Annotated in this window: 17 protein-coding genes and 1 pseudogene; 7 read left to right on the top strand and 11 right to left on the bottom strand. The window is 69.4% G+C overall.

What is annotated here, in order from left to right; genetic code table 11:
- Positions 1-6 precede the first annotated feature (6 nt).
- On the bottom strand, positions 7-1,911 hold the full coding sequence (locus tag AC3ERS_RS16455; protein WP_431968328.1) for an MmpA family trehalose lipid delivery protein: 1,905 nt from the start codon (positions 1,909-1,911) through the stop codon (positions 7-9).
- Positions 1,912-2,134: 223 nt separating this feature from the next.
- Here AC3ERS_RS16455 and AC3ERS_RS16450 point away from each other — a divergent pair, with 223 nt between their 5' ends.
- Positions 2,135-3,352 (top strand): polysaccharide biosynthesis protein, encoded by a 1,218-nt coding sequence (locus tag AC3ERS_RS16450; protein WP_431968326.1) that lies wholly within the window; start codon positions 2,135-2,137, stop codon positions 3,350-3,352.
- A 431-nt stretch (positions 3,353-3,783) separates the two neighbouring features.
- On the opposite strand, the gene pgfA is transcribed toward AC3ERS_RS16450, so the two are convergent.
- Positions 3,784-4,938 carry a cell envelope lipid trafficking protein PgfA gene (gene pgfA, locus AC3ERS_RS16445; RefSeq protein ID WP_431968324.1) on the bottom strand — a complete coding sequence of 385 codons (1,155 nt, stop codon included), beginning with the start codon at positions 4,936-4,938 and terminating at the stop codon, positions 3,784-3,786.
- Positions 4,939-5,143: 205 nt separating this feature from the next.
- Between pgfA and AC3ERS_RS16440 the strand changes: the two genes are divergently transcribed.
- Positions 5,144-6,376 (top strand): acyltransferase family protein, encoded by a 1,233-nt coding sequence (locus AC3ERS_RS16440; RefSeq protein ID WP_431968322.1) that lies wholly within the window; start codon positions 5,144-5,146, stop codon positions 6,374-6,376.
- Between the two features lie 296 nt (positions 6,377-6,672).
- Here the strand turns inward: AC3ERS_RS16440 and AC3ERS_RS16435 are convergent, their stop codons facing one another.
- From AC3ERS_RS16435 to AC3ERS_RS16420, 4 genes are all read right to left on the bottom strand, one after another.
- On the bottom strand, positions 6,673-10,974 hold the full coding sequence (locus AC3ERS_RS16435; protein ID WP_431968320.1) for an alpha-(1->3)-arabinofuranosyltransferase domain-containing protein: 4,302 nt from the start codon (positions 10,972-10,974) through the stop codon (positions 6,673-6,675).
- 46 nt (positions 10,975-11,020) lie between these two features.
- Positions 11,021-11,191, bottom strand: a complete 171-nt coding sequence (locus AC3ERS_RS16430; protein WP_084501446.1) for a DUF2613 domain-containing protein — start codon at positions 11,189-11,191, stop codon at positions 11,021-11,023.
- Between the two features lie 114 nt (positions 11,192-11,305).
- Positions 11,306-12,394 carry an isochorismate synthase gene (locus tag AC3ERS_RS16425; protein ID WP_431968318.1) on the bottom strand — a complete coding sequence of 363 codons (1,089 nt, stop codon included), beginning with the start codon at positions 12,392-12,394 and terminating at the stop codon, positions 11,306-11,308.
- A 63-nt stretch (positions 12,395-12,457) separates the two neighbouring features.
- A complete protein-coding gene (locus tag AC3ERS_RS16420; protein WP_431968316.1) occupies positions 12,458-12,943 on the bottom strand; it encodes a universal stress protein in 486 nt (161 codons plus the stop codon).
- A gap of 130 nt (positions 12,944-13,073) precedes the next feature.
- Here AC3ERS_RS16420 and AC3ERS_RS16415 point away from each other — a divergent pair, with 130 nt between their 5' ends.
- The 4 genes from AC3ERS_RS16415 to AC3ERS_RS16400 all read left to right on the top strand — a co-directional run bounded on the left by AC3ERS_RS16415 (position 13,074) and on the right by AC3ERS_RS16400 (position 18,091).
- Positions 13,074-14,540, top strand: coding sequence for an ADP-ribosylglycohydrolase family protein (locus AC3ERS_RS16415; protein WP_431968314.1), 1,467 nt, complete (start codon positions 13,074-13,076; stop codon positions 14,538-14,540).
- 152 nt (positions 14,541-14,692) lie between these two features.
- The gene (locus tag AC3ERS_RS16410) at positions 14,693-15,853 is read left to right on the top strand and encodes a glycoside hydrolase family 3 N-terminal domain-containing protein (protein ID WP_431968312.1); all 1,161 of its coding nucleotides are present in this window, start codon (positions 14,693-14,695) and stop codon (positions 15,851-15,853) included.
- Positions 15,854-16,159: 306 nt separating this feature from the next.
- Positions 16,160-16,759, top strand: a complete 600-nt coding sequence (locus AC3ERS_RS16405) for a TetR/AcrR family transcriptional regulator (RefSeq protein ID WP_141808227.1) — start codon at positions 16,160-16,162, stop codon at positions 16,757-16,759.
- A gap of 102 nt (positions 16,760-16,861) precedes the next feature.
- Positions 16,862-18,091 carry a DUF5685 family protein gene (locus AC3ERS_RS16400; RefSeq protein WP_431968309.1) on the top strand — a complete coding sequence of 410 codons (1,230 nt, stop codon included), beginning with the start codon at positions 16,862-16,864 and terminating at the stop codon, positions 18,089-18,091.
- Positions 18,092-18,152: 61 nt separating this feature from the next.
- Here AC3ERS_RS16400 and AC3ERS_RS16395 read toward each other — a convergent pair whose 3' ends face one another.
- Both AC3ERS_RS16395 and AC3ERS_RS16390 read right to left on the bottom strand, forming a co-directional pair.
- A complete protein-coding gene (locus tag AC3ERS_RS16395) occupies positions 18,153-19,019 on the bottom strand; it encodes a MaoC/PaaZ C-terminal domain-containing protein (RefSeq protein ID WP_431968307.1) in 867 nt (288 codons plus the stop codon).
- The gene (locus AC3ERS_RS16390; RefSeq protein WP_431968305.1) at positions 19,019-20,416 is read right to left on the bottom strand and encodes a 3-oxoacyl-ACP reductase; all 1,398 of its coding nucleotides are present in this window, start codon (positions 20,414-20,416) and stop codon (positions 19,019-19,021) included. Before AC3ERS_RS16390 ends, AC3ERS_RS16395 begins: the two co-directional genes overlap by 1 nt.
- A 249-nt stretch (positions 20,417-20,665) precedes the next feature.
- On the opposite strand from AC3ERS_RS16390, the gene AC3ERS_RS16385 reads away from it, so the two are divergent.
- Positions 20,666-21,988: an acetyl-CoA C-acetyltransferase gene (locus AC3ERS_RS16385; RefSeq protein WP_431968303.1), complete on the top strand. Its 1,323-nt coding sequence runs from the start codon at positions 20,666-20,668 to the stop codon at positions 21,986-21,988.
- A 73-nt stretch (positions 21,989-22,061) separates the two neighbouring features.
- Here AC3ERS_RS16385 and AC3ERS_RS16380 read toward each other — a convergent pair whose 3' ends face one another.
- From AC3ERS_RS16380 to AC3ERS_RS16370, 3 genes and pseudogenes are all read right to left on the bottom strand, one after another.
- Complete coding sequence (locus AC3ERS_RS16380; RefSeq protein WP_431968301.1) at positions 22,062-22,850, bottom strand: type II toxin-antitoxin system HipA family toxin; 789 nt, start codon at positions 22,848-22,850, stop codon at positions 22,062-22,064.
- Between the two features lie 37 nt (positions 22,851-22,887).
- Positions 22,888-22,977, bottom strand: a pseudogene (locus AC3ERS_RS16375) (hypothetical protein); the annotation flags it as partial.
- 181 nt (positions 22,978-23,158) lie between these two features.
- Positions 23,159-23,359, bottom strand: a complete 201-nt coding sequence (locus tag AC3ERS_RS16370; protein WP_431968299.1) for a helix-turn-helix transcriptional regulator — start codon at positions 23,357-23,359, stop codon at positions 23,159-23,161.
- Between the last annotated feature and the right edge of the window lie 9 nt (positions 23,360-23,368).

Raw genomic sequence — 23,368 nt, 5'->3', positions numbered from 1 at the left:
GCTGTATCAGTTTTCGACATCGTACAGACGATCTTCGGCACGGGAAATGCGTCGCGCTACCACCGTCAGCGCCGGGCCGCCGATCAGCATCATCGCCCAGAGGAGGTGCGCGGCGACTGCGAGCCCACGGTGGTCCGGTGCCGCGACGACAGGGTCTGGGCCCGGGACTCGGTACAGCGCGAGGTGGTCGTCGGCGTAGACCGGTTCGAGTTGGGCGAGTGTGGTTTTCGATTCGCCGAGCGGGCCGCGGGTGGTGCGCTCGACCAGCACCCATTCGACGCCGAGGCGTGACAGATCCCGCGCCGAACCGCCTTGGAGCAGAAGCGTTTCCACATCGCGGGCGCGCGTTCCTTCGCCCGCGACCGTGCGGCCGCGGACGGGAAGCTCTCCGGTTTGCAGCACGTCGTTGGGCAGCATGCGCGGCGCGGGGTCGAGCACCGGGGCGGCGCCGCTGTACGGGAACCTGCGGAACATGCCTGCGGGCAGCACCGCGACATCGCCCGGGGCGTCGATGCGTTCGGCGACGTGCTGCCAGCCCGGCGGGTAGTGGACCGCGCGCATCGCGCCGCCGACGCCCCACGCGAGATCGAACAGGGGGAGAACGAGGAAGGCGATGAATGCCGTCGCGGCCAGCGCGGTAGTGGTTGTCGCTGTGGACTTCGTTGCGGCAGTTGCCGTTCGGCGGAAGAGGGCGGCCAGCGCACAGCATCCGGCGGCGGCGCACAGCGCGTAGGCGGGCACGGCCAGCGCGACGTACTTCTGGGTGTCGCGGAGCAGGCCCGCGCCCGGCACGTTCACCACAAGCCACTCCATCGCCTCCATGCCCCAGCCGGTCGCGGCGAGCGCGGGCAGCACGACCGCCGCCGCGGCCAGCGCCAGCAGGGCGCGACGGACGCGCAGGCTCTCTCGCCCGCCGGTCCGGTCGGTGGCGACCGCGCGGATGCCGGAGACGACGATCGCGAGCAGCAGGAGGGTGGCGAGCAGCGCCAACGGCGTGGTGCGTGAATCCGGCACCGCGTCGGCGTTCCAGATGCCGCCGAGCCCGGCCAGCGAACCCAGAGTGGCGAGGCCGGGTTCGGCGCGCGCGGCGAACGCGGGAATGCCCGCGGGATCCGACGGCTCCGCTCCGGCGCCCGACAACAGCGTCGCGGTCAGCCAAGGCGCCGACGCCGCCACCAGCAGCGCGAGCGTGCCGGGGAGATGTCGGCGGCGGACTGTCACCGCCGCGGTGATGCCCGCGAGGAGAGCGCCGGTCGGCGTCAGCCCCGCGGCGGCGAAACACCCCGCGAGCGTCGCCCAGGCACCCAGCGTTTCCATGCTGGCCCGCCGAGGCGTGGCCTGCGGCGTTTCCGCGCTGTCGCGGACCTCGTCCTTCGAAGCGCGCCGCGTCCGCAGTCCCCACACGGGTCTCACACGGGCGCTGCCTCTGTGAGCCGCGTGTGCGGAGCCCCGTAAACGGTAGGCGGCGAGTGCTGTCCACGGCAGCGCCGCATATCCGGCCAGCAGGCTCCAGTGCCCCTGCAGCAGCCGTTCGGCCACGTACGGATTCCACAGCGCCACTGTCACCGCGACCAGTTGCGCGGCGAGAGGGGCGCGCAACAACTCCCGCACCAGCGCCGCGGAGCCGTACCCGGCCGCCCAGAGCGCGAGCACGAGAATGGCCTTCACGACCAACCCGCCGTCCACCAGCGGCGACACCGCCGCGAGCAGCGCGTCCTGCGGCACGGCCCGCGGCGCGGAGTCCCCGAGTCCGAGCGCGGAGCCCGTGAGATACGAACGCGGCGTGCTCACCGCGTCGCGCAGCAGCAGATAGCCGGGACCGAGCAGTGGCCCGACCACCACCGCCGCGAGCACCGCGCTGTACGCGCCCGCGACTACCCGCGTCCGCAGACCCGCACCGCCGTCACTCACGGATGAGAACCCTACGGCGCGGATCGTGCTGATGTTCGGAGAGCGGCCCGAGGCGACGATCCGGCTCGGGCTCGTGCCAGCGGCAGTCCGGTCCGTCGCGGTGTGGATCGCCCGAGCCGTCGGAGTACTCCGACCGCCGCATTACGGCGCCTTCGGACGACCACGAGAGCTCTCCGACCAGGGCCGCGCGCGCGTGTTTCGGATTGGGTGGGACTATTGCGGGATGTCTGTGGTTCGTCGTCCTCCTGTGGTGGCGGATCTGACGTTGGTGACGGCCGGGGCGATGACCGCCAACGTGGCCGGATACCTGCTGCAATTGCTGGCCGGGCGATGGCTCGGCGTCACGGGATACAGCGAGTTCGCGAGCCTGCTCGCGGTGCAACTGCTGTGCGCGGTTCCTGCGCTGGCGTTGCAGAACGTAGTCGCGCGCGAGCGAGTGCGTGGCGCCGAAGTGGCGGCGCTGCGCGGCTTGCAGTGGCGGTGCGCGCTGATCGTCGCGGCGGTGGCGGCCGGGCTCGTTCCGGTGGTGACGGTCGCGTTGAACGTCGGCGTGCTGGCGTGTGCCGGTGCGCTGTGCGCCGCGCCCGCGCTGGTTCTTCTCTCCGGCGAGCAGGGGATTTTGCAGGGCGGTCGGCGGTTCCGCGACCTCGCGGTGGTCCTCGGCTCGGCCGGTGTGGTCCGGGTGGCGCCCGCGCTGGTCGTGCTCGCGGTCGGCGGCGGGGCCGGGGCGGCGCTGTGGGCGGCGGCGCTCGGGTTGGTCGCGGCGGCGGTCTTCGCGCGCGTCCTGGCGGGTAGGCCCGCGCCGGAGGGCGAACCCGGCGGGCACATCGTCGGCGTTCTGCCCGTGCTGCGGGCCGCGCAGGTGCAGGCCGCGCTGATGGCGCTGTCGTCCGCCGACCTGATCGTGGTGCGGATGGTCCTCGACGAGGTCGACGCCAGCCGCTACGCCCTCGGCGCCATCGCCGCCAAGATCGCCTTCTGGCTGCCGCAGGCGGTGGGCGTCGTCCTCTACCCGCGGATGGCCCAGCCGACCCACTCCGCGCGCGCCATCCGCGACGCCCTCGCGGTGCTGTCGGCCATCGGCATCGTCGCGGTGCTCTGCGCCGCCCTCGCCGCACCCATCGCCCCTGTGCTCGCAGGACAGGACTACGCGCCGATTCAGGATCTGCTCTGGTTGTTCGCCCTGCACGGCGCGATCCTCGCGGTGCTCCAGGGCGCCGTGCTCTCCGCGATCGCGGTCGACCGCACGGCGCTGGCCGCCGTCACCTGGATCGGCCTCGTCGTCGAGGTCACCCTCATGGTCTCCTTCGCCCGGTCGGTCCCGGCCCTCATCACCACCGCCGTCTCCGTCGCCGCCGCGACCACGATCCTGGTCGCGGTCGTCGTTCTGCGCACCGCCGAGCACACCGAACCAGCAGAAACCCAACCCGCGGCGGATTGAGCGCGAGGGCAAAGCCTTCGAAGGCCGAGGGGTGAGTGCGCCAATGGGGCCTGAGCGCGCGATGGCCGCGGACCGCGACCGGCCGAACGAACACGCATCACCGATGCGAACAACCCAGGTTCGAGTACAGCGCCTACTGACGATTCATCGGGGCTGATCGACCGGCAACTGCAGCAGCGCACCATCAGAACAGGTTGATCAGCTGGTAGACGCCTGCGTTCTCACCGCCGGAGACCAGGTCGAACCATTCCTGGACGGCCTTGTGTCGACGCCGGGCGACGACCCCATGTGGCCGAAAACAGGACCCTGGCCGGTTGACCGATCGCGACCCGAGCGGAGAGCCAGCTGCGGAACCGCCGAGACGCCCTGGCAAACGACAACGGCTCCCCGACCGAATGGCCGGGGAGCCGTTGTCTCGGAACCGCTAGCGCCTAGAGGTTCTTCTTCACATTGATCTGCTCGGTCGGAGCGTCGTCCGCACCGCGCGGAGCCGGGCTGCGCGGCGGGGTGGCCGCACCGCTCGGGGGCAGGTTGCCGCCGCGCACCGGACGGGCCGGGGCGGGCGTGCCGCCGCCGCGAACACCGAGGATCGCGCCGACGATCGCCAGGATCACGCCGAGCACACCGAGCACGATCGGCATGATGCGGCCGTACAGCGAGAGCCGGTCGATGTTGTCCTGAGCCACCGACGACTGCGATTCGATGGTGTTCTCGTCGAAGACGATATGCGACTTCAGCGCGGTGACGTCCGGCTTGTCGCCGCTGCGCGCGTAGAAGAGGTGAAGCTGCTCGCCGCCCTTGATCACGGTGCCGGTCTGCGGCTCGACCCATAGGTCGCGGGTGTTGGTGTAGAAGCGGGTCATGGTGACCGGCTCCTCGCCCTCGAGGCCCCACTTGGCGGCGGGCAGCGACAGGCGGTTGGTCGGCACCTGCACGACGTCCCACAGGTTGGTGACCGGGATCGTCTGCTGGAAGTGGTAAACCTTCAAGCTGTTGATCTCGGTCTCTTCGACGAAGTTGATGTCGAAGGTCTTGCGCGCGTTGACGTCGAAGTACGGGTACGACTTCTTCTCGGTGCCGATCGGGAAGCGGTACTGCAGGCCGTTGCGATGCACGGGGTCGGCGATGCTCTCGCCTTCCCTGTTGACCGAGACCGCGATCGAGCCGTTCGGGTCCTTGTCGACCGGCATGCCGGTCTTGCGGTCGATGGTGACCCGGTCGACGAGCGCCGTGAGCAGGCCGGTGTCGCCCTGCTTGTCGATGCGACGCAGGGTCTGACCAGCCTGGACCGTCATCTCGGTGGCATCAGAAGGCTCTTCGACCGTGAGGAACCGCTGCGAGATCAGCGGAACGTTGGTGTCCACCTTTGCCGAACCCTCGGGCGCGGTGAGCGACCTCGAGTCGAGCACCAGGCTCTCTTCGCCCGGCTGATTGTTCGCGATGGTGGTGATCTCGAGGTCGAGAGGAGTCTTGGCCAGTTTGTCGACGGTGTAGGTCGGGATCAGCAGCGCCATGACGATCAGCAACGCGCCGAGACCTACGAGCAGGCAGGCCACCGTCCTTCTGGTACCGGCACTTAGTGCCATGCAAACACTCCTCGTCGTAGAACACAGGTCGGTCCGGCTAGTACCGCGGAGTAACCCACGGCACCACGTGAGCCCCGACACTAACAGTCCATTGGCGTACCATGCCGTGCCGAGGCCGGAATCCGACCAGAAATCGCCCGAGTTTAGCGCGAAAAGTGAAACGTGTAGTTCTCACCTGGAAAATTCCCTGGCAGACTGGAGCCCGATGACCGCCACTCTCGCCGCCGACACCGCGGCCACGACTTCGGCGCGGTCGCGCGGTTTCGTGCCCGCGCTGGAAGGCATGCGCGGGATGGCGGCGCTCGGCGTTCTGCTCACCCACGTCGCGTTCCAGACTGGAGCGACGGGAATGCCGGTGCTCGGCCGCATCTGGGAACGCTTCGATATGGCGGTCGCGGTCTTCTTCGCGCTCTCCGGATTCCTGCTGTGGCGCCCGCACGCCCAATCGGCCCGCGGTCTCGGAACCGCGCCGCCGACCGGCAACTACCTGCGACATCGTGCGGCGCGCATCCTGCCCGCCTACTGGGCGGTGGTTTGTGCCGTGCTGTTGCTGCTGCCCAGTGCGGCCGACACCGCGGGCCTGCGGGTATGGGGGTCCAACCTGGCGCTGCTCCAGGTCTTCGTGCCGTTGACCCTGACCGACGGGCTCACACAGATGTGGAGTCTGTCGGTCGAAGTGGCGTTCTATCTGGTGCTGCCGCTGCTGGCGTTCGCGGTGGTCCGGCTGCGCGGGAAGTCGGCGCGCTGGCGGGTGCCCGTGGTGCTCGCGCTGGCGCTGGTGAGCCTGAGTTGGAATTTCCTTCCGGTGCCGACTCCGGACGCGATTCATGCCGACAACTGGCTGCCCGCATATCTGCCGTGGTTCGCGGCGGGAATACTGCTCGCCGAACTCGTCGATGATGTGCATCCGCTATCACTCTGGCGGCGTATCGCGGGCAACCAGCTCCTCATGTGGACCGTCGCGCTGATCGCCTTCCTGCTCTCGTCCACCGATTTCGGCGGGCCCGCCGGACTCACCAGGGCCGAGCCATGGCAGTACGCTGCGAAGATGGCCCTCGGCGCGATCGTCGGCTTCGGCCTGCTCGCCCCGCTGGTGCTCGGCGATCGAAAGCACCGCTGGCTGGAATCCTCGGTCGCGGCAACCCTCGGCCGCTGGTCCTACGGCATCTTCCTCTGGCACCTCGGGGTGCTGTCGATAGTCTTTCCGGTGTTCGGCATCCTGCCGTTCCAGGGGAACTTCGTCTACGTCCTCATACTGACCGTCGCCATCACGCTGCCCGTCGCGGCAGCGAGCTACGCGCTGGTCGAGGAGCCGGCGCGGAAGCTGGCGCGGCGGATGGATCGTAGGAAGAGTGAGCGGAAGGCTGCGGCGGCCGCGGAGCCGGAGTCGATCAGTCCGCGGGGTGTGCCGGATTCGGCGGAGGCGGGAGCGGCCTGAGTCGGCCGTACCGGCACGCGTCTGCGCTCCGGTGACCGTGTTCTCCGGGGCCGACGGCTCCCCGCGGAGTAGGGCCCCAGCGCACACACCGACTGCCCTTCGCCGCCGCAGCCGAGGTCCACCAACCGCCATTTCTCTCCCGTCGATTTCCGCTCTCGCATCAGACGGATGTGTGGCGGCGCTCAGCCCGTCGCCGAGGCGGCGAGTCCGACGGCCATTGCCGCGCTGAGTGCGCGTGGCGCGCCCAGAGCGCCAAGGGCTGTGCAGCTCGGCCTCGCACCCGCCGACACTCGGCCTCACCCCCGCCGACGCGTGGGCAGCGCTGCGAGGCCGACGGCGATCACCGCGATCAGTGCGGGTAGCTGCACCCAGAGCGAGTGGCCCATATATCCGTCGGGTGCGCGCCACGGGCCGGTGGACAGGGCGGCGGCGGAGAGGGCGGTGCCGAGCCCTGCTATCGCGGCGAGGTACCGCGCGTACTGGTGGGCGGCGAAATGGGTTGCGGCGAGGCCCGCCACCGTCAGCGCGGCGCCGACTGGTCCGGCGATGATCGTCGCGGCGGCGGTGAGGCCGAGCGCGCCCAGGATGCGGCTGCGCCAAGGGCGTGGTGGAGCGGCCTCGGCGGCGAAATCGGTCACCGGAGGTTCGGGCACGCCCGGCAAGGGCGAGTCGGTCCGGTCCGCGTCGGTCGCGCGACGAGAATCCGCACGCGCCTCGGAACCGGTCGGCACACCCGATTCACCCTCGCGAACGCGACTGCCCCGCAGCCGGATCCGCCGCGGTATCGCGAGCAACGCCAACGGCACGAGCAGCAGCAATCCGCCGAAAATGCCCAGGCGGTACCACCGATCGACCGGGAACGAGATGGTGATGGGTCCGTGAGCGTCCGCGGGCAGCAACCACGCCTGCTGCCACCCGTCCGCCACGATCGGCTCGAGTGTGCGCCCGTCGGCGGTATGCGCCTCCCAGCCGACATTCGTGCTCAGTGGCAGTACCAGCAGACGGAGGTCCGTGGCCGGAGCGGTGGGCTCGAAGTTCGTGCGGTTCAGGCGCAGCCGGTCGACGGAGAACAGTTCGGTGGGCGCTACGACCACGTCCGCCCGGCCCTCCGGCACGGCGAGAGTCGCGTCCCCGGCATCGCAGACGCGCGCGGGAACCGGTGCGCTGGAACGCAACTCCGCGACGGTCGCAGTCACGGACGTGCGCAGGGTACGTCCGCCGAGAGCGATCGTCGGGCCGAGCTCGCAGGGCACGGTGACCTCACGGTCCAACCCGGCCTGCTCGGGATAGTCGGGCCCGAGCACGGTGACCTCGGCGATGCCCGGCGGTTGGCTCATGGCGAAGCCGAGAGCGGTCCTGTCCAGCACCGGCTTCCAGCTCTGCACGCTGAGTTCGATGCGGTCGGTGACCGTCGGGTGCAACGGAATTCGCGCCGATTCACCCGGCACACGGTCGTCGAGCTCGCGGACCTGCGGACCGTTGCCGAGGTTCACCGACACCGAAAGGGGAGCCGCGGGCAGCCCCCCCAGCGACGCGGTGATGTCGAGTCCGTTCACCAACGCGGGTTCGGGCAGTTCGATGGTGAGTGTCGGTTTGGGTCCGGTGAGGTTGCGCACCGAGTCCTCGGGCGCCGTCCAGCTGGTGCGCATATCGCCGTCGGTCGCGGCGAACGCGGAGCCGCGCAGATCGCCGACGTCGGCCTTACCGCGCGCCACCGGCCTGCTGTTGTCGGTGAGCAGCGCCTCCAGGGCGGGGCCTTGCCTGGTGCGCACGGTGAGTTCGGGAGCGGCCGTCATGGGTTCGGGAGAACTGAGGGTTCGTTCGAACAGGCCGGGCTCCTCCGGAGCCAGCGCCAGCCCCTTGCTGCACCTGACCCGATCGGGCGCGTCGAAACACGCACCGCGCCCGGGGAATTCCTGGCCGAGATCCCAGGCCGTCACCTGCGCCTGGTCGGGCGTGGCGGGCAGCACCGTGCGGTGCCGGATGTCCAATCGGACCGGAGCATCGCGGACGGTGTAGTCGTCGAGGGTCAGTTCGCTGATGCCGAATTGTCCACCGCCGGAGCCGCCTTCGGTGCGGATGGCGGTGATCTTGAGCCAGTCGGTGCTGCCTGCGGGCAGCGAAATCGACACCGGCTCACCGGGTTCGATGATCCGCGCCGAGACGCTTCCGTGCGCGGTGCGCACCTCGACCCATTTCACCGGATCGCCGATCGCCGCCGAACTGGTGGTCAACCGCAGCAGGCCGGAGCTGATCGGCCGGTCCAGATCCAGCCGGAGCCATTGGCCCACAGCGCGTTCCGTGCCGTTGCTGATCCACGCCGTCGAGGGATCGCCGTCCACCACCGCTGCGGTCGAGCTGCCGGGGGCCGCGCCGCCGAGCTGGGTGGCGTCGGCGGCCGAACTGGACGCGGTCACCGTCGCGCCGGACCATTCACCCCGCACCAGTTCCGCACCCGGCACCGGGTAATCGGGCACCAGATTGTGGGTGCGACGAGCGTCGTCGGGAGTACGCAGCGCCGAATTGTGGTTGTCGACCCGGCCGAAATCGGCCTCCCGGTCCATCGGCGTATCGGTGACGGTGAGCGGTCCGATCGGCAGACCGGCGCGCGCGGCGTCGGCCGCGAACAGCGTCGTGTGCGGCGGCGAGCCGTCGCGGTACAACCGCTCGAGCACCTCCGGCCCGCCCTGCACCATCGGGACGGAGTCGAGCGGAACCGTGTACGCGCCGGGGAAGGATTCGGGAGCCCCTGTGCCGGAACGGATCTCGATCCCGTCAACAGGCGGCTGCGGTTCGACTCGGTAGATCTCGACCGCCGGATACGCCGGTCGCAGATCACCGTCGGCGACCAGGCCGTCGGCGACGACGTTGGTCTCGATCGGCCCTCCGAATTCGGCCACTTTGGTCAGGCCGGGGGAACCTTCGATCGCCTGGTGCGCGAGCAGCGGCCTGGTCGACCGCGAGGTCTCCGGGTCGAGGTCGTTGCGCAGCACCAGGATTCCGATGCCCTGGTCGGCGAGTGTCGCGGCCAAACCGGTCGACGGGCGGCCGTCCGCGATGAGCCGCTGCACCGAGTCCATCGCGCGGATGGTGCCCGGGGGGTTCAGCGGCACCGCGTCGCGCACCGCCCACGGCGTGCTCGCCAGCGCTTGCAGCGGCTCGTCGCGGGTCAGTCCCCATACCTGGCTGCCGAAGGGCGCGCCCGGCACCACCAGCGCGCGCGTGTCGGCGGCGTGCTCGGCCAACCAGTCCGCCGTCTGCTGCCAGTAGGCGGGCACCTCGTCGTAGGACCCGCGCGGGGCCAGCTTGCCGGTCCAGGCCAGCGAGGTGGACAGCGCGAGCGCGGTGAGGATCAACCCGGCGACCGCGACCATCCGATTGCGTTCCGGATGCGCGAACGCGCTGCGCCACACCGGCAGCGGCACCGAGGCGGGCAGCGGCACCCGAGCCAGCAGATGAGCCAGACCCAGCATCAACGGAATGCGGATCAGCGGCTCGAGCTTGTGCACGTTGCGCAGCGGCGCGCCGCTCGAATCCAGGAAGATCCGCACCGAGTCCGCGAACGGCCCGCTGAGCTCGCCCACGTAACCCGCACAGATCCCGACCAGCCCGACCAGCAGGATCAGCGCCAGCCGCCCGCGGTACGGCATCGACCGCATGGCGAGTCCGGCCATGCCCGCCGCCGCGAGCAGACCGGTGGCCAGCACCGCCGCGGGCTGGGTCACCAGGACCGCGCCCGCGATGCGTTCCGGCGAGACGAACGGGGTCCAGCTGTCGGTGCCGCGCAGCACCTCGGCCAGCGACGCCCACTGCGTGGTCACCCCGGAGGATTCGATGTAGTCCAGAAACGGCGGGCTCACCCTGCCGAGCAGCAGCAGCGGCACGGCCCACCAGAACGTGGCGAGCATGAGCAGCGGAATCCAGGCCGCCGTGAAACGCCACCAGCGCTTGTTCGGCTTGTACGAAGCCCACCAGATCAGGGCGGGCAGGAACGCGGCGACCGTGGCCACGGCGTTCACCGCGCCCATCAACGCGAGCGCCAGCGCGCTGCCCGCGGGCGAGGCGGCGCCGCCACGCTTGTGACGGCGGTACGCGGCGCCGAGGGCGGCGGGCGCGAGCAAGACCCACGGCGCGAGCACCATCGGCAGGGTCTCCGAGGAGATCGAGCCGAGCGTGGTGAGCACGCGCGGAGACAGTGTGTACGCGACCGCCGCGATGATCCTGGACCCGCGGCTGCCGAGGCCGAGCGCCTCGCAGAGCCGGACGATGCCCCAGAACCCGGCGAGCAGCAGCAGCGCCCACCAGATCCGCTGCGTCACCCAGGCGGGCAGGCCGAGCAGATCTCCGGCCGAGAAGAACGCGCCGTGCGGGAAGAAGTACCCGTACGCCTGGTTCTGCACCTGGCCCATCGGGGCCTGGCTGCTCCATAGGTGCGCGGCGCGGTCGAGGAAACCCAGCGGATTCTGCGCCAGGTCGTACTTCGTGTCGGCGACCGTCTGTCCGGGCGCCTGCAGGAAGGTCAGCAGGAACGCCACGACAACCGTCGCGGCGAACCATCGTCTACCGAGCGGCGCGGCCTCGGACGAATCCGAGGCCACACCGGAGGAGCCGAGCGAGTCGGCGGATGAAGCGGCAGTCAGCGGCTCAGCGGCTGCCGTACTCAACGTTGTTGAGCAGCGAGGAATCCGCATCGCCACTGCGGTCGATTTCGGGGCGCGTGTTCTGCTGTACCGCCGCGGTGATGACGAACACCGCGATCGCACCGAGCACGGCACCGGCTACCGCACTCGCAACACCAGGAACAGCAAACTTCATCGCGGCTCTCCAATACATCGGGACAGGCACATTCCGCGTCAACCTACCGCATGCCGCGCCCGGAGGGTGAGCAAGGTGACAATCGGGCGTCTCACAATTTCCGAGTGGCCCCGGCTACTCCGGCACCGCGCAGTGCAGGCCGCCGAGGAAGGTGCGCAGCTTGGCCGTCGTTTCGTCCAGTTCCGCCCGCGGTTCGGAGGCCGCGACGATGCCGCCGCCCGCGAAGGCTCGCAGCGCGCGTCCGTCCGCCGACAGTTCCGCGCAGCGGATCGCGACCACCCATTCGCCGTCGCCCCGCGCGTCGCACCAGCCGACGGCCCCGCCGTAGAAGCCGCGGTCCTCCTCGACGTGGTTGATGGTGTCGAGGGCCAGCGCGGTGGGCGTGCCGCAGACCGCGGGGGTCGGGTGCAGCAGCAGCGCCAAGTCGAGCGCGGTGGTCGCGGGATCGCGCACGGTGCCGGTGATCGGCGTGGCCAGATGCCACACGTCGTGAGTGTTGACCAGCTGCGGGCCGTCCGGGATGGTCAGGTCGGCGCAGACGGGCGCCAGTCGCTCCCGGATCCATTCGATGACGAACGCGTGCTCGTCACGGTTCTTGGTGCTGGTCAGCAGCTCGGCGGCCTGTGCGGCGTCCGCGTCCGGATCGGCGCGGCGCGGCGCGGTGCCTGCGAGCGGACGCAACGTCACGGTGGCACCGTGCCGCGCGACGAGCACCTCGGGTGTCGCGCCGATCAGTGTCCCCGCGCGACCGGCGGGCGTCAGATCGACGGCGTAGACGTTGGCGTGCGGGTGCCTGGTGAGCAGCTGCGCGGCGACGAGTTCCGGGTCGAGTTCGCTGTCCGCCTCGGCGAGCACGGAACGGGCGGCGACCACCTTGCGCAGCGGCTGCGCCGGATCGTTGATCTGCTCGATCAGTTTCGTCACCCGCGCGATGTGTTCCGCCGGACTCGGTATTTCGGTGACCACCCGCACCGTCGGCAGTTCGGGAAGCGCGGCGGGACGCCAAGGGCCCGCGGTGTGTTCGGCCCGCTGCGGCGCGGCGAGCGCGGCAGGCCGACTCGGATCGAAAGGCAAGGCCCCGACGACGATCTCCGCCGCGCCGTCCCGCAATGCCGAGAGGGCGCGGTTCGCGTCGTCGAAGATCATCCGGGTCCCGGTCGCGCGCATCACACCATTGGGCTGGGCGAGCAGGAATCCGTTCATGATTCCTCGACCATAGACCCGCGCGACCGTCACGGGCGCGCCTGAGCGACCGAGATCACCGGGTCAGAATTCGCGCTGCGGTTCTCTGCCGGGCGGAACCATCAGCACCGGACGGTGACAGTGCTTGAGCACGGCGTCGGCCACGCTGCTGTGCAGCAGGGCGCGAATGCCGGTGGCGCCGCGGGTGCCCGCGACGATGATGTCCACGTCCAAGTCGTCGGCGCATTCCACGATCGCGTTCCAGATGGTGGTGGTGCATTCGGCCGTGCGCGCCTCGGCGTTCAGGCCCGCGAGCTTGGCCAGCCGCACGCCCTCGGTGTTGATGTTGCGCGCGTCGACGTAGGCGATGTCCTCGAGCTCCTCGTCGGGCACCCACTCGGGCTGCATCACGCCGGACAAGCCCGAGAGCCGAGCGGCCTGGCGCACCATGGGTTCCCAGGCCGTGAGCACCACGGCCCGGTTCGCGGAGAGAAACCGGCCGGCGTATTCGATGGCGCGCTTGGCGTTCTCGGACCCGTCGTAGGCGATGAGCATCAGATCGCAGGGCACGGTGACCTCCTGGTCGGAGTCTCCTGGCTATGGAACCGAGGTTACCCTCGCTCGCAGGCCCGCGGACGGTGCGGCGCGCAGGGATAATCAGGCACAAGAGCACGGTTGAGCAGCGGAAACCGGGAGTGCGATGGACCCGACGATCGAGGCGGTGTTCTACGGCAGGCACGAGGCCGACCCGCGCGCCCTGCTGTACTTCGAATGGCGTCAGCGTCTCGAATCCGGACACCTCGTCGCCCGGTTCGAGTCCGCGGTTCGCGCACTGGCGACCGCCGACCCGGCCGATCCGGAGGCATGCTGGGCGCTGCTGGAGGAGATCGAGTCGGCGCCGTGCGATCCCGGGTGGAGGTTCGAGGAGGGGGAGTCGGCTGATGTCGAGACCACCGGGGTCGGTTCTTGCGGTGAGGGGACTGCGCCTCGGCGGGGAGCCGAACATTCCGCGGCCCGGACGGAGGTCGGTCCGACGTCTGCTGGTGCTGCGTCGACCGGTTCAGCGTCCCTTGGCCTCACCTCTCCCGGTCCGGCGGCGTCGGATTCCGCGGCGACCACCTTCGGTCCGGATGACGAACTCCTGGAACGTATCCACGGTGGTTGGCTGGGGCGATGCGTCGGGTGCACGCTCGGGAAGCCGCTGGAGAACGGATTCGTGTGGACGCGTGCGCACATTCGCACGTATCTGGAACGGGCGGACGCCTATCCACTGACCGACTACGTCCCCGCTGTGCTCCCACCCCCGTTTCCGCTGAACCCGAGCTGGCCGGTGTCGGTACGCGGCCGGATCGACGGCGCTCCGCGCGACGACGACGTCGACTACACCGTGCTCGGACTGCACCTCCTGGAATCGCGCGGCCTGAACTTCACGGCGGACGATGTCGCGAACCTATGGCTGGAACGCCTGCCCTTCCTCCAGACCTACACCGCTGAACGCGTCGCCTACCGCAATCTCGTCGACGGCCTGCACCCACCCGCGACGGCCACTGTCCGCAACCCATACCGCGAGTGGATCGGCGCCATGATCCGCGCCGACATCTTCGGCTACGTCAACCCGGGTGATCCACAGCGCGCCGCCACCCTCGCCGCCCGCGAGGCAGCCGTATCCCACACGGGCAACGGCATTTACGCCGCGATGTGGGCCGCTGCCTTGATCGCCGCCGCTTTTGCCGCCTCCAGCCCGTCCGCCGCGCTCATGTCCGCCCAAGACGTGCTCCCACCCGGTTCGCGCCTGGCCGTCGCACTCGCAGAGGTGCGTGCGGACCACGATCACGGGCTGTCTTGGGAACGGGCTGTGCACAACATCGAAACCAGGCACGGTGAGTACAACTGGGTCCACGCCATCCCCAACGCCTGCCGAGTTGCCGCCGGGCTGCTTTGGGGCGCAGGTGATTTCACCCGAACCATCGCGCTCACGGTGCAGAGCGGAGCCGATACCGACTCCAACGGTGCCACCGCCGGTTCGGTCGCCGGGATCCTGGTCGGCGCCAAGGGGATTCCAGCTCACTGGACTGATCCCTTTCACGACACCCTGCACAGCGCGGTAATCGGTTACGACGGCGTGCATATCTCCGATCTCGCCCGCCGCACTCGGGTCCTGGTGTGAGAGTGTCCCGAACCCCCGCGCCCACGTCCCCCACCGCACCACCCGACCAGACCCGCCCCTCCACACCCCACCACCGAAAACCCCAGCTCAGCCCCACCCGCCTAACCACCCCCGCCAACCACCCCAACCCACCCCCGCACTACCGTTGACCCATGCGGAAGACGCCTCTCGTCCTGCTCGCACTCTGCGCCGCGGTCGCGACCGCCTGCTCCGGCGGCGACACCCCGACGTCGGCCACGACTTCGCCGGCCGAATCCCCCGCGACCACATTGGCCGCATCGCCGACCAACCCACCCAAACGCGACTGCAACGCGGAATACCTCGCCCGCTTCACCCCGCGGCAGAAGCTCGCGCAGCTGCTGACCGTCGGCGTGACCGGTAGCGGCGACGCGGCGAACGTGGTGCGTAACGAGCAGGTCGGCGGCATCTTCCTGGGTGGCTGGACCGACCGGTCGCTGATTTCCGGTCCCGCGCTGGACGAGGTGAAGGCGTTGGCGACGACGCCGCTGATGGTGACGATCGATGAGGAGGGTGGCCGGGTCTCGCGGGTTCGCGATCTCATCGGACCCGTGCCGTCGGCCCGCGCCACCGCGCAGACCATGACCCCGGAGCAGTTCTACGACGCCACGGTGTCCCGCGGCCGGGATCTGAAGGAACTCGGCGTGACGGTCAACTTCGCCCCCGACGTGGACGTGAGCAGCCAGCCCGACGACACCGTCATCGGCGACCGGTCCTTCTCGGACGACCCCGAGGTGGTCACCCGTTTCGCCGACGCGTACATCCGCGCCATGCGCGAGGTCGGCGTCGGCACCGTGATGAAGCACTTCCCCGGCCACGGTTCCGGATCGGGCGATTCGCACACCGGCGCGGTGCGCACGCCGCCGCTGGATCAGCTCCAGACGGTGGACCTCGTGCCCTACCGCAACCTGATCGGTTCCGGGGCGGCCGTCATGGTCGGCCACCTGGACGTGCCCGGCCTGACCGAACCGAACGTGCCCGCCAGCATCAGTCCGCAGGCCATGTCGCTGCTGCGCGAGGGAACCGGATACGGAGCCGCCCCGTTCGACGGCCCGATCTTCACCGACGACCTCGGCGGCATGGCGGCCATCACCAGCCGGATGACCATCGAGGAAGCGGTCGAGGCGGCATTGGTGGCGGGCGCCGACAACGCACTGTGGATCACCACCGACGCCGTTCCGAGCGTGTTGAACCAGCTGGAGCAGGCGATGGCCAGCGGTCGGCTGCCCGCCGCCCAGGTCGACCGGTCGGTGCTGCGGATGGGCGTGTACAAGGGGGCGATACCGTCCTGCTGAGGGGAAAGCCGATCCGGCAGCCGGATGATTCCCGGCCGGAGCGGAGGCGGCGGTACACCCTCTCGTATGACGTACAGGCGGGTTCCCAGCCGCGCCCCGTAGTATCGCTGAGTTTCCGTAGACGGTCCCGCCACCGGCGATGTCGACCGGTTCGGCTCACCTGAGGGGATCGCTGTCAGGCGATGTCGCCTCCGGCGTGCGCACGGGCCGGAGCGCGCAGCCGACACCGGCGACTGGTGAGCAAATCCGTCCCGCGGAACTTACCTTGGAGTAATATAAGAGATTCACCATGTGGTAGGAGAGTGGATGGCGGGCGGAACGAAGCGACTTCCTCGGGCGGTTCGTGAGCAGCAGATGCTCGACGCCGCGGTCGAGGTGTTCGCACGCAAGGGTTTCCACGATACGTCGATGGATGCGATCGCCGCCGAGGCGAAGATCTCCAAGCCGATGTTGTATCTCTACTACGGCTCCAAGGACGAACTGTTCCGGGCGTGCATCCAGCGCGAGGGCTTGCGCTTCATCGAGGCCGTCGCGCCCGCGGGTAACCCGCTGCTCACCCCGCACGAGCAGGTCCGCACCGCGCTGGAGGGCTTCCTCGGGTTCGTCGACCGCAACCGCAAGTCCTGGCAGGTGCTCTATCGCCAGGCGATCGGTCAGCAAGCCTTCGCCTCCGAGATCGACAACGCCCGCGAGCGGGTCATCGAACTCACCGCCAAGCTGCTCGAATCCAGTGCCAAGCACGCCGAACCCGGCACCAACTTCGATGTCGTCGCGGTCGCCGTCATCGGCGCGGGCGAGGCCATCGCCGATCGGGTAGCCAGCGGGCGCATCGAGGTCGCCGAGGCCGTCGACCTGCTCGACGACCTGGCCTGGCGCGGTCTGGCCGGTCGCAAGAAGCCGGAATAACCGGCACCCCGTTTGCCAGCCGGGCGGCGCTCTGCCACTCTCTTCGAGATCACAGCAGGAGGGCCGCCACGGCTCGGGGACAAACGGGGAAAAGTGTTCGGGATGCTCAGGCCGTGCTCGCACGGCGCCGAAAAGTACGGTATCGACGCGGCCGAGTGGCGGTCGCACATGTGCGGGTTGTGTCTCGGCCTGCGCGACGGGCACGGCCAACTGGCGCGAGCCGCGACGAACACCGACGCGATCTTGCTCAGCGTGCTGACCGAGGCGCAGCTGCCAGGTCCTTCGGCACGCACCACCGCAGGTCGTTGTCCGCTGCGTGGCATGCAGCGAGCGGAGGTGGCCGCCGCCGATTCGCCCGGCGTCCTGCTCGCCTCGACCGCGTCGCTGCTGCTCGGTTCGGCCAAGCTGCGCGATCACGTCGCGGACGGTGACGCCGCACGGCTCGCCGGACGACCCATGACCAGGATGTCGACGCGCTGGGCCGACAGCGCCCGCAGGCAGGCGGCGCTGATCGACTTCGACGTGGAACCCCTTGTCGCCGCGATCGATGCACAGCAACTCGTGGAGAGCCGCGCTGCGTCCAACGCTGCTTCCGCCGAACCGCCGGTCACACTCGACGAACTCACGGCCCCGACCGCCCTGTGCGCGGCCGAACTCTTCGCCCACACCGCGATTCTGGCGAACCGTCCCGAGAACGCCGACCAGCTCCGCATCGCAGGAGAGCATTTCGGCCGCATCGCCCACCTATCCGACGCCATCGCGGATTACGACGACGACACCGCACACGGCCGCTTCAACCCGCTCGCCGCGACAGACACCACCCTCGCCGAATCGTATGAACTGGTGCGCGAGTCCGACGCGGAGCTGCGCAGGGCACTCGCCGCGGCCCGCCTGGCCGACGTCCCCACCATCCGCTGGATGCTGCTGGATCCGTTGCACGCGCTGGTGCACCGGCTCGGCAAGGGTGTCGGTGCGGTAAAAGCCCACGTCTGCAATACAACTCACGATGGTCACCCGCACGCCCACCTCGGCGATCATCGACCGTCGACACCTGTCTCCGAGACCACCCACGGCCACCCCCGCGCCCACCGCACCGGTCACCGCCCGCCGACCCGTCGCCCCGGCATCGGCGAGGCGCTCGCCTTGGTGCTCGGCGTCTACTGCACCGGCTACGCCTGCTGCGCCGACCACACCAGTCCCTGCACTGGCGAACGCAAGGACGCGTGGTGGAAGGGCTGCGACTGCGGTTCCTGCTGCGACTGCGCCGATTGCTGCTCGGGCTGCGGCGATTGCTGCAGCTGCGGTGATTGCGGTTGTGGCTGCGACTGCTGACGCACACGAAAACGCCCCCGAATCGGCCTGATTCGGGGGCGTTCTCGGTCGACCGAAGAACTCAGCGCAGCGTCGCCGTCAGGTGCGGGTAGCCCTTCTTCGGGTGGAGCAGCGACAGATCCCAGCCGCCCTCGACCTGATCGGCGTAGACGTTCACCGTGGCGGGCAGCAGAATCGGCTTGCCGAACTTCACCGAGTAGGTGGCCTTCTCGGGAATGCGGCCCTCGATGTTGCCGAGAACGTTGGCCGCCGACCACATGCCGTGCGCGATCGCTTTCGGGAAGCCGAATGCCTTGGCGCCCAACGCCGAGGTGTGGATCGGGTTGTGGTCACCGGACGCGTTGGCGTACCTGGTGATCATCTTCTGATCCACCCGCAGGGCGCGCATCGGCGGCGGGGGCACTTCCTCCTCCTTCGGCTCGCCCTTGGGCTGGTCCGACAGCGAGGTGCGCTGCTGGTGCAGGAAGGTGGTGACCTGTCGCCACACGCGCTCCCGTCCAACGCTTACTTCCGTTATCGCGTCCACCAGCAGACCCTTCGGGTGCTCGCGCAGGTTCTCGATGTGGGTGCGGAAGTCCAGCGGCTCGCTCACCGAGATCTCGCGGGTGCGCTCGATCAGGTTCTGCGCGTGCACCGCACCCACCGCCACGAACGGGAAGTCGCGGGCCACCACCAGCTGCATGGCCAGCGGGAAGCTCAGGATGAACGGGTAGGTCAGCGGCAGCGAGTCGCCGAAGCGCAGGCCGGTGGCCCGGCAGTAGGCGGCCAGATGATCCGGATCCACCTTCACTCCGTCGAGCCGAACGACCCGATCCGGAATCGTCGACTTGCGCGCCGAAAGCAGCGGCACCGGTACCGCGCCCAGCGCGGCCTTCACGAAAAGGCTACTGTTCTTGGGCGTTTCGGTGAGCGTGATGGTCTCGGTCATCATGCTCCGATCAGGCTCTGGCCGCAGACTCGAACCACGTTGCCGCTCACCGCATTCGAGGCCGGGCTGGCGAAGAACGCGATGGTCTCGGCCACGTCGACGGTCTGGCCGCCCTGCAGCAGCGAGCTCATCAGGCGGCCTGCCTCGCGGGTGCCGAGCGGGATGGCGGCGGTCATCGCGGTCTCGATGAAGCCGGGCGCCACCGCGTTGATGGTGATGCCCTTCTCCGCCAGCTTCGGAGCTTCCGCGTTGACCATGCCGATGACGCCGGCCTTGGAGGCGCCGTAGTTGGTCTGGCCGCGGTTGCCCGCGATGCCCGCGATGGAGGACACGTCGATCACGCGGCCGCCCTCCTTCAGCACGCCCTTGGCCACCAGGCCCTCGGTGATGCGGTGCGGTGCGGCGAGATTCACGTTGATGACCGAGTTCCAGCGGCCCTCGTCCATGTTGGCGAGCAGCTTGTCGCGGGTGATGCCCGCGTTGTGCACGATGATGTCGATGCCGCCGAAGCGCTCGGTGGCGAACTCGGCGAGCTTGTCCGCGGCGTCGGGCGCGGTCACGTCCAGCGCGAGCGCGGTGCCGCCGACCTTGTTGGCGGTCTGCGAGAGCGCCTCGCCCGCGGCCGGGATGTCGGCGACGATCACCTTCGCGCCGTCACGGGCGAACACCTCGGCGATGGTCGCGCCGATGCCGCGCGCGGCGCCGGTGACCACGGCGACCTTGCCCTCCAGCGGGCGGTCCCAGTCGGCAGGCGCGGTGGCGTCGTCCTTGCCGACCCGGATCACCTGGCCGTCGACGAACGCCGACTTGGCCGACAGCAGGAAGCGCAGGGTGGACTCGAGGCCGGTCGCGGCGGCCGAGGCCTCCGGGTGCAGGTACACCAGCTGGGCGGTGGAGCCGCGCAGCAGTTCCTTGGCGATCGAACGGGTGAAGCCCTCGAGCGCGCGCTGGGCGATCTGCCCGTCGACGGTGCCCGCCAGCTCCGGGGTGGTGCCGATGACCACGACGCGGCCCGACGCGGTGATGCTGCGCATCGCGGGCTGGAAGAACTCGAACAGCTGGGAGAGATCCTCGATCGAGCCGATGCCGGTCGCGTCGAAGACGAGCGCGCCGTACTTGGTCCCCTGGCTGGGCTTACCCACCCCGTCGGCTCCGCCGACTGCCGACCCCGCAGGCGAGTCGGCGAAGGTGTAGTCGGACAGCAGTGCACGCACGGGCTCGGCGACGCGGCCCTTGCCGCCGATGAGCACCGGGCCCGCCAGCGGCGGCTCGCCCTTGACGTAGCGGCGCAGGTGCTCCGGCTGCGGCAGACCCAGCTTGCTCGCCAGGAACTGGCCGGGGGCGGAGTGGACGAACGATCCGTAGAGGTTGGGTGCACCCTTGCTCTTGGCTGCCACTGTTCCTACCTTTTCTGTCTCGAATTTCGCGGATGTCTGGTTCGCCCCTGGTGTTCCGCACGTTTCCGCGAGGGCCTGGTCTGCGTGGCAGGCACCGCGCGGTGGGCGTGTCAGCGCACATTTGCGGGGTACAGTGTCGACAACAAACTTACTCCAGAGTAAGTTTAAAGTAAACCAACGCGCGGGGCGCCGATCTGCGAAGAGCCGCACCCGGGCGCCGGACCACCCGACGAGACCTTGGAGACTCGAGTGACAAACAAAGCCCGTTCAACCAAGAGCACGGCCAAGACCGCGAAGACGACGCGTCCGGTCGCGATCGTGGGCGGCAACCGGATCCCGTTCGCTCGCTCCGACAAGGCGTACGCCCACGCCTCCAACCAGGACATGTTCACCGCCGCGCTGGACGGTCTGGTGAGCCGGTTCAACCTGCAGGGCGAGCGGCTCGGCATGGTGGTCGGCGGCGCGGTGCTCAAGCGGGTCGGCGAGCACGGCATGATCCGCGAAAGCATTCTGGGCAGCAAGCTTTCGCCTTACACCCCGGCGCACGACCTGCAGCTCGCGTGTGGCACCGGTCTGCAGGCGATCGTCACCGTCGGTGACGCGATCGCGGCGGGCCGCATCGAGGCGGGCGTCGGCGGCGGCACCGACACCACCTCCGACGCGCCGATCGGCGTCAGCGAAGGCATGCGCGAGTGGATGCTCGACGCGAACCGCGCCAAGAGCAACAAGGACCGTCTGAAGCTGGTAGGCCAGCTGCGCCCGAGCATGGTCGGCATCGAGATCCCGCGCAACGCCGAGCCGCGCACCGGCCTGTCCATGGGTGAGCACGCCGCTATCACCGCCAAGGAATTCGGCATCGCGCGCGAGGCGCAGGACGAACTGGCCTACCTGTCGCACAAGAACATGGCCGCCGCCTACGACCGCGGCTTCTTCGACGACCTGGTCACCCCGTTCCTCGGGCTGACCCGCGACGACAACCTGCGCCCGAACTCCTCGATCGAGAAGCTCGCCACCCTGAAGCCGGTCTTCGGCAACAAGCTGGGCGACGCCACCATGACCGCGGGCAACTCCACCCCGCTCACCGACGGCGCGTCCGCGGTGCTGCTGTCCAGCGATGAGTGGGCCGCCGAGCGCAACCTGCCCGTGCTCGCCCACCTGGTGGACTCCGAGGTCGCCGCGGTCGACTACATCCACGGCCCCGACGGCCTGCTCATGGCGCCCACCTACGCGGTGCCGCGCATGCTCGCTCGAAACGGCCTGACCCTGCAGGACTTCGACTACTACGAGATCCACGAGGCCTTCGCCTCCGTGGTGCTCGCGACCCTGCAGGCGTGGGAATCCGACCAGTACTGCAAGGAGCGTCTCGGCCTCGACGGCGCGCTCGGCTCGATCGACCGCAGCAAGCTCAACGTCAACGGCTCCTCGCTCGCCGCGGGTCACCCGTTCGCCGCCACCGGCGGCCGCATCGTCGCCTCCACCGCGAAGATGCTGGCCGAGAAGGGCTCCGGGCGTGCGCTGATCTCCATCTGCGCCGCGGGTGGACAGGGCGTCGTCGCCATCCTGGAGCGCTGACCCGTCACGCCACGAAGGCGGCATCCGGTCTTCCGGATGCCGCCTTTCGCGTACGCGACGAATATCCTCGGCCTCAGTACTTTTCGATCTCCATGCGACGTGAACGCAACTCTCGCTCGGTCCGCCGCAGCGGTGATCCCGAGAAAGGAAGTCTCGGGTAGTCGACGCCCGCGGCCGCCCGTAATGCGATCTCGCCCGCCGAAGCGGCAGCGCGGTCAGGCAGCCCGATCTCGGCGGCGAACGCGGCCCAGTCTCGGTCGCGCAGCTTCCGCGTCCGCCCGGCGATCGGCAACGCCATGGAGTCGTCGTCGTACAGCAGCGTGCACGGGATGTCATAGATCGGCGCGATCGCCCACCGCCCCTGCTTATCCTTCAGCACGCCAACGTTCTTGGCGTGTAGATCGCCGTTTCCTGTCAGCCATGCGAAAAGGAACTGCATATACAGGTTCCTGATCGTGACGAGTGGCGCACTCGTCAGCCCAGCGAGGGCGGCGACCACCGTCGCGGTATCCGCTTGATACTTCGCCGCCGGTGGCAGGCCCAGCACCTGCGTCCCGTCCTCGAAAGCCAGCCTCTCCCAGGATCCGTTGTCGAAGAATCGATCGAAGCGTCGCATGAGCAGCCCTGGCTCGCCGGTTCGATCGGCGACGAGACTCGCTTCGGCCACGGGAAGTTTCATCGCCCGAGCGGCGTGCAGGTGCGCAGCCTCGTTCTCGATCAGGTGCGGATACTCCGGCTGCGGCAGTTCGAGGATCGACCAGTCGGGCGAAATCGACGTGCTCGGGTTCGTCGTCCTCGAGCAGCGCGGGAGTGCCTCCCGCAATCTGGCCCTCGGGAATGATCTGTACGTCGCCAGGTACATCTCCGCCGACGGCGAGCAGCAAGGTCAGTTCGTCGTTCGGGCTGGTCTTCACGGCGCGGCGCAGCACGGTCAGCCGATGGCCTTCGGGAAGGAGTCCTGCGAAGAACGGCGGTACCGCGCCGTTCATGGTGAAGACCGGATCCGACGGACCGGGAGTGTCGTCGCAATCGGCTCACCGTCCGCCGCGAGATAGTCGCTCCGGTATCGAAATTCGATGCCGCCGTTGGGGGTACGGACAAGGGTGGCCGCCGGTCGGCCCGCTTTGTAGATGTCGGCCCGGGGGACTCGGCGAAAATCGGCTGGACTCGTCATGCGGTGACCCCGAGGGTGAGGCCGACCGCGTTCGCGACGGCGGCGACGGTCGCAATGCCCGTCCCGCCACTGCCGTGCTCGATTTCGCGGATTGTTCGGGTCGAGGTGCCCGCCAGCTCGGCAAGTTGCTCCTGTGTCAAGCGATGCCGACGCCTTGCGGTCCGGATCGCATGTCCGATGATCGTGGCTTCCGACATCGCGTCCTT

Source organism: Nocardia sp. bgisy134, assembly GCF_057708325.1.
This window is presented reverse-complemented; position numbering and strand designations above follow the sequence as displayed.

Coding starts and splice junctions, on each gene's coding strand:
- AC3ERS_RS16450 (WP_431968326.1), top strand. CDS start 2,135: ATGTCTGTGGTTCGTCGTCCTCCTGTGGTGGCGGATCTGACGTTGGTG.
- pgfA (WP_431968324.1), bottom strand. CDS start 4,938: ATGGCACTAAGTGCCGGTACCAGAAGGACGGTGGCCTGCCTGCTCGTA.
- AC3ERS_RS16440 (WP_431968322.1), top strand. CDS start 5,144: ATGACCGCCACTCTCGCCGCCGACACCGCGGCCACGACTTCGGCGCGG.
- AC3ERS_RS16430 (WP_084501446.1), bottom strand. CDS start 11,191: ATGAAGTTTGCTGTTCCTGGTGTTGCGAGTGCGGTAGCCGGTGCCGTG.
- AC3ERS_RS16425 (WP_431968318.1), bottom strand. CDS start 12,394: ATGAACGGATTCCTGCTCGCCCAGCCCAATGGTGTGATGCGCGCGACC.
- AC3ERS_RS16415 (WP_431968314.1), top strand. CDS start 13,074: ATGGACCCGACGATCGAGGCGGTGTTCTACGGCAGGCACGAGGCCGAC.
- AC3ERS_RS16410 (WP_431968312.1), top strand. CDS start 14,693: ATGCGGAAGACGCCTCTCGTCCTGCTCGCACTCTGCGCCGCGGTCGCG.
- AC3ERS_RS16405 (WP_141808227.1), top strand. CDS start 16,160: ATGGCGGGCGGAACGAAGCGACTTCCTCGGGCGGTTCGTGAGCAGCAG.
- AC3ERS_RS16400 (WP_431968309.1), top strand. CDS start 16,862: ATGCTCAGGCCGTGCTCGCACGGCGCCGAAAAGTACGGTATCGACGCG.
- AC3ERS_RS16395 (WP_431968307.1), bottom strand. CDS start 19,019: ATGACCGAGACCATCACGCTCACCGAAACGCCCAAGAACAGTAGCCTT.
- AC3ERS_RS16380 (WP_431968301.1), bottom strand. CDS start 22,850: ATGTACCTGGCGACGTACAGATCATTCCCGAGGGCCAGATTGCGGGAG.
- AC3ERS_RS16370 (WP_431968299.1), bottom strand. CDS start 23,359: ATGTCGGAAGCCACGATCATCGGACATGCGATCCGGACCGCAAGGCGT.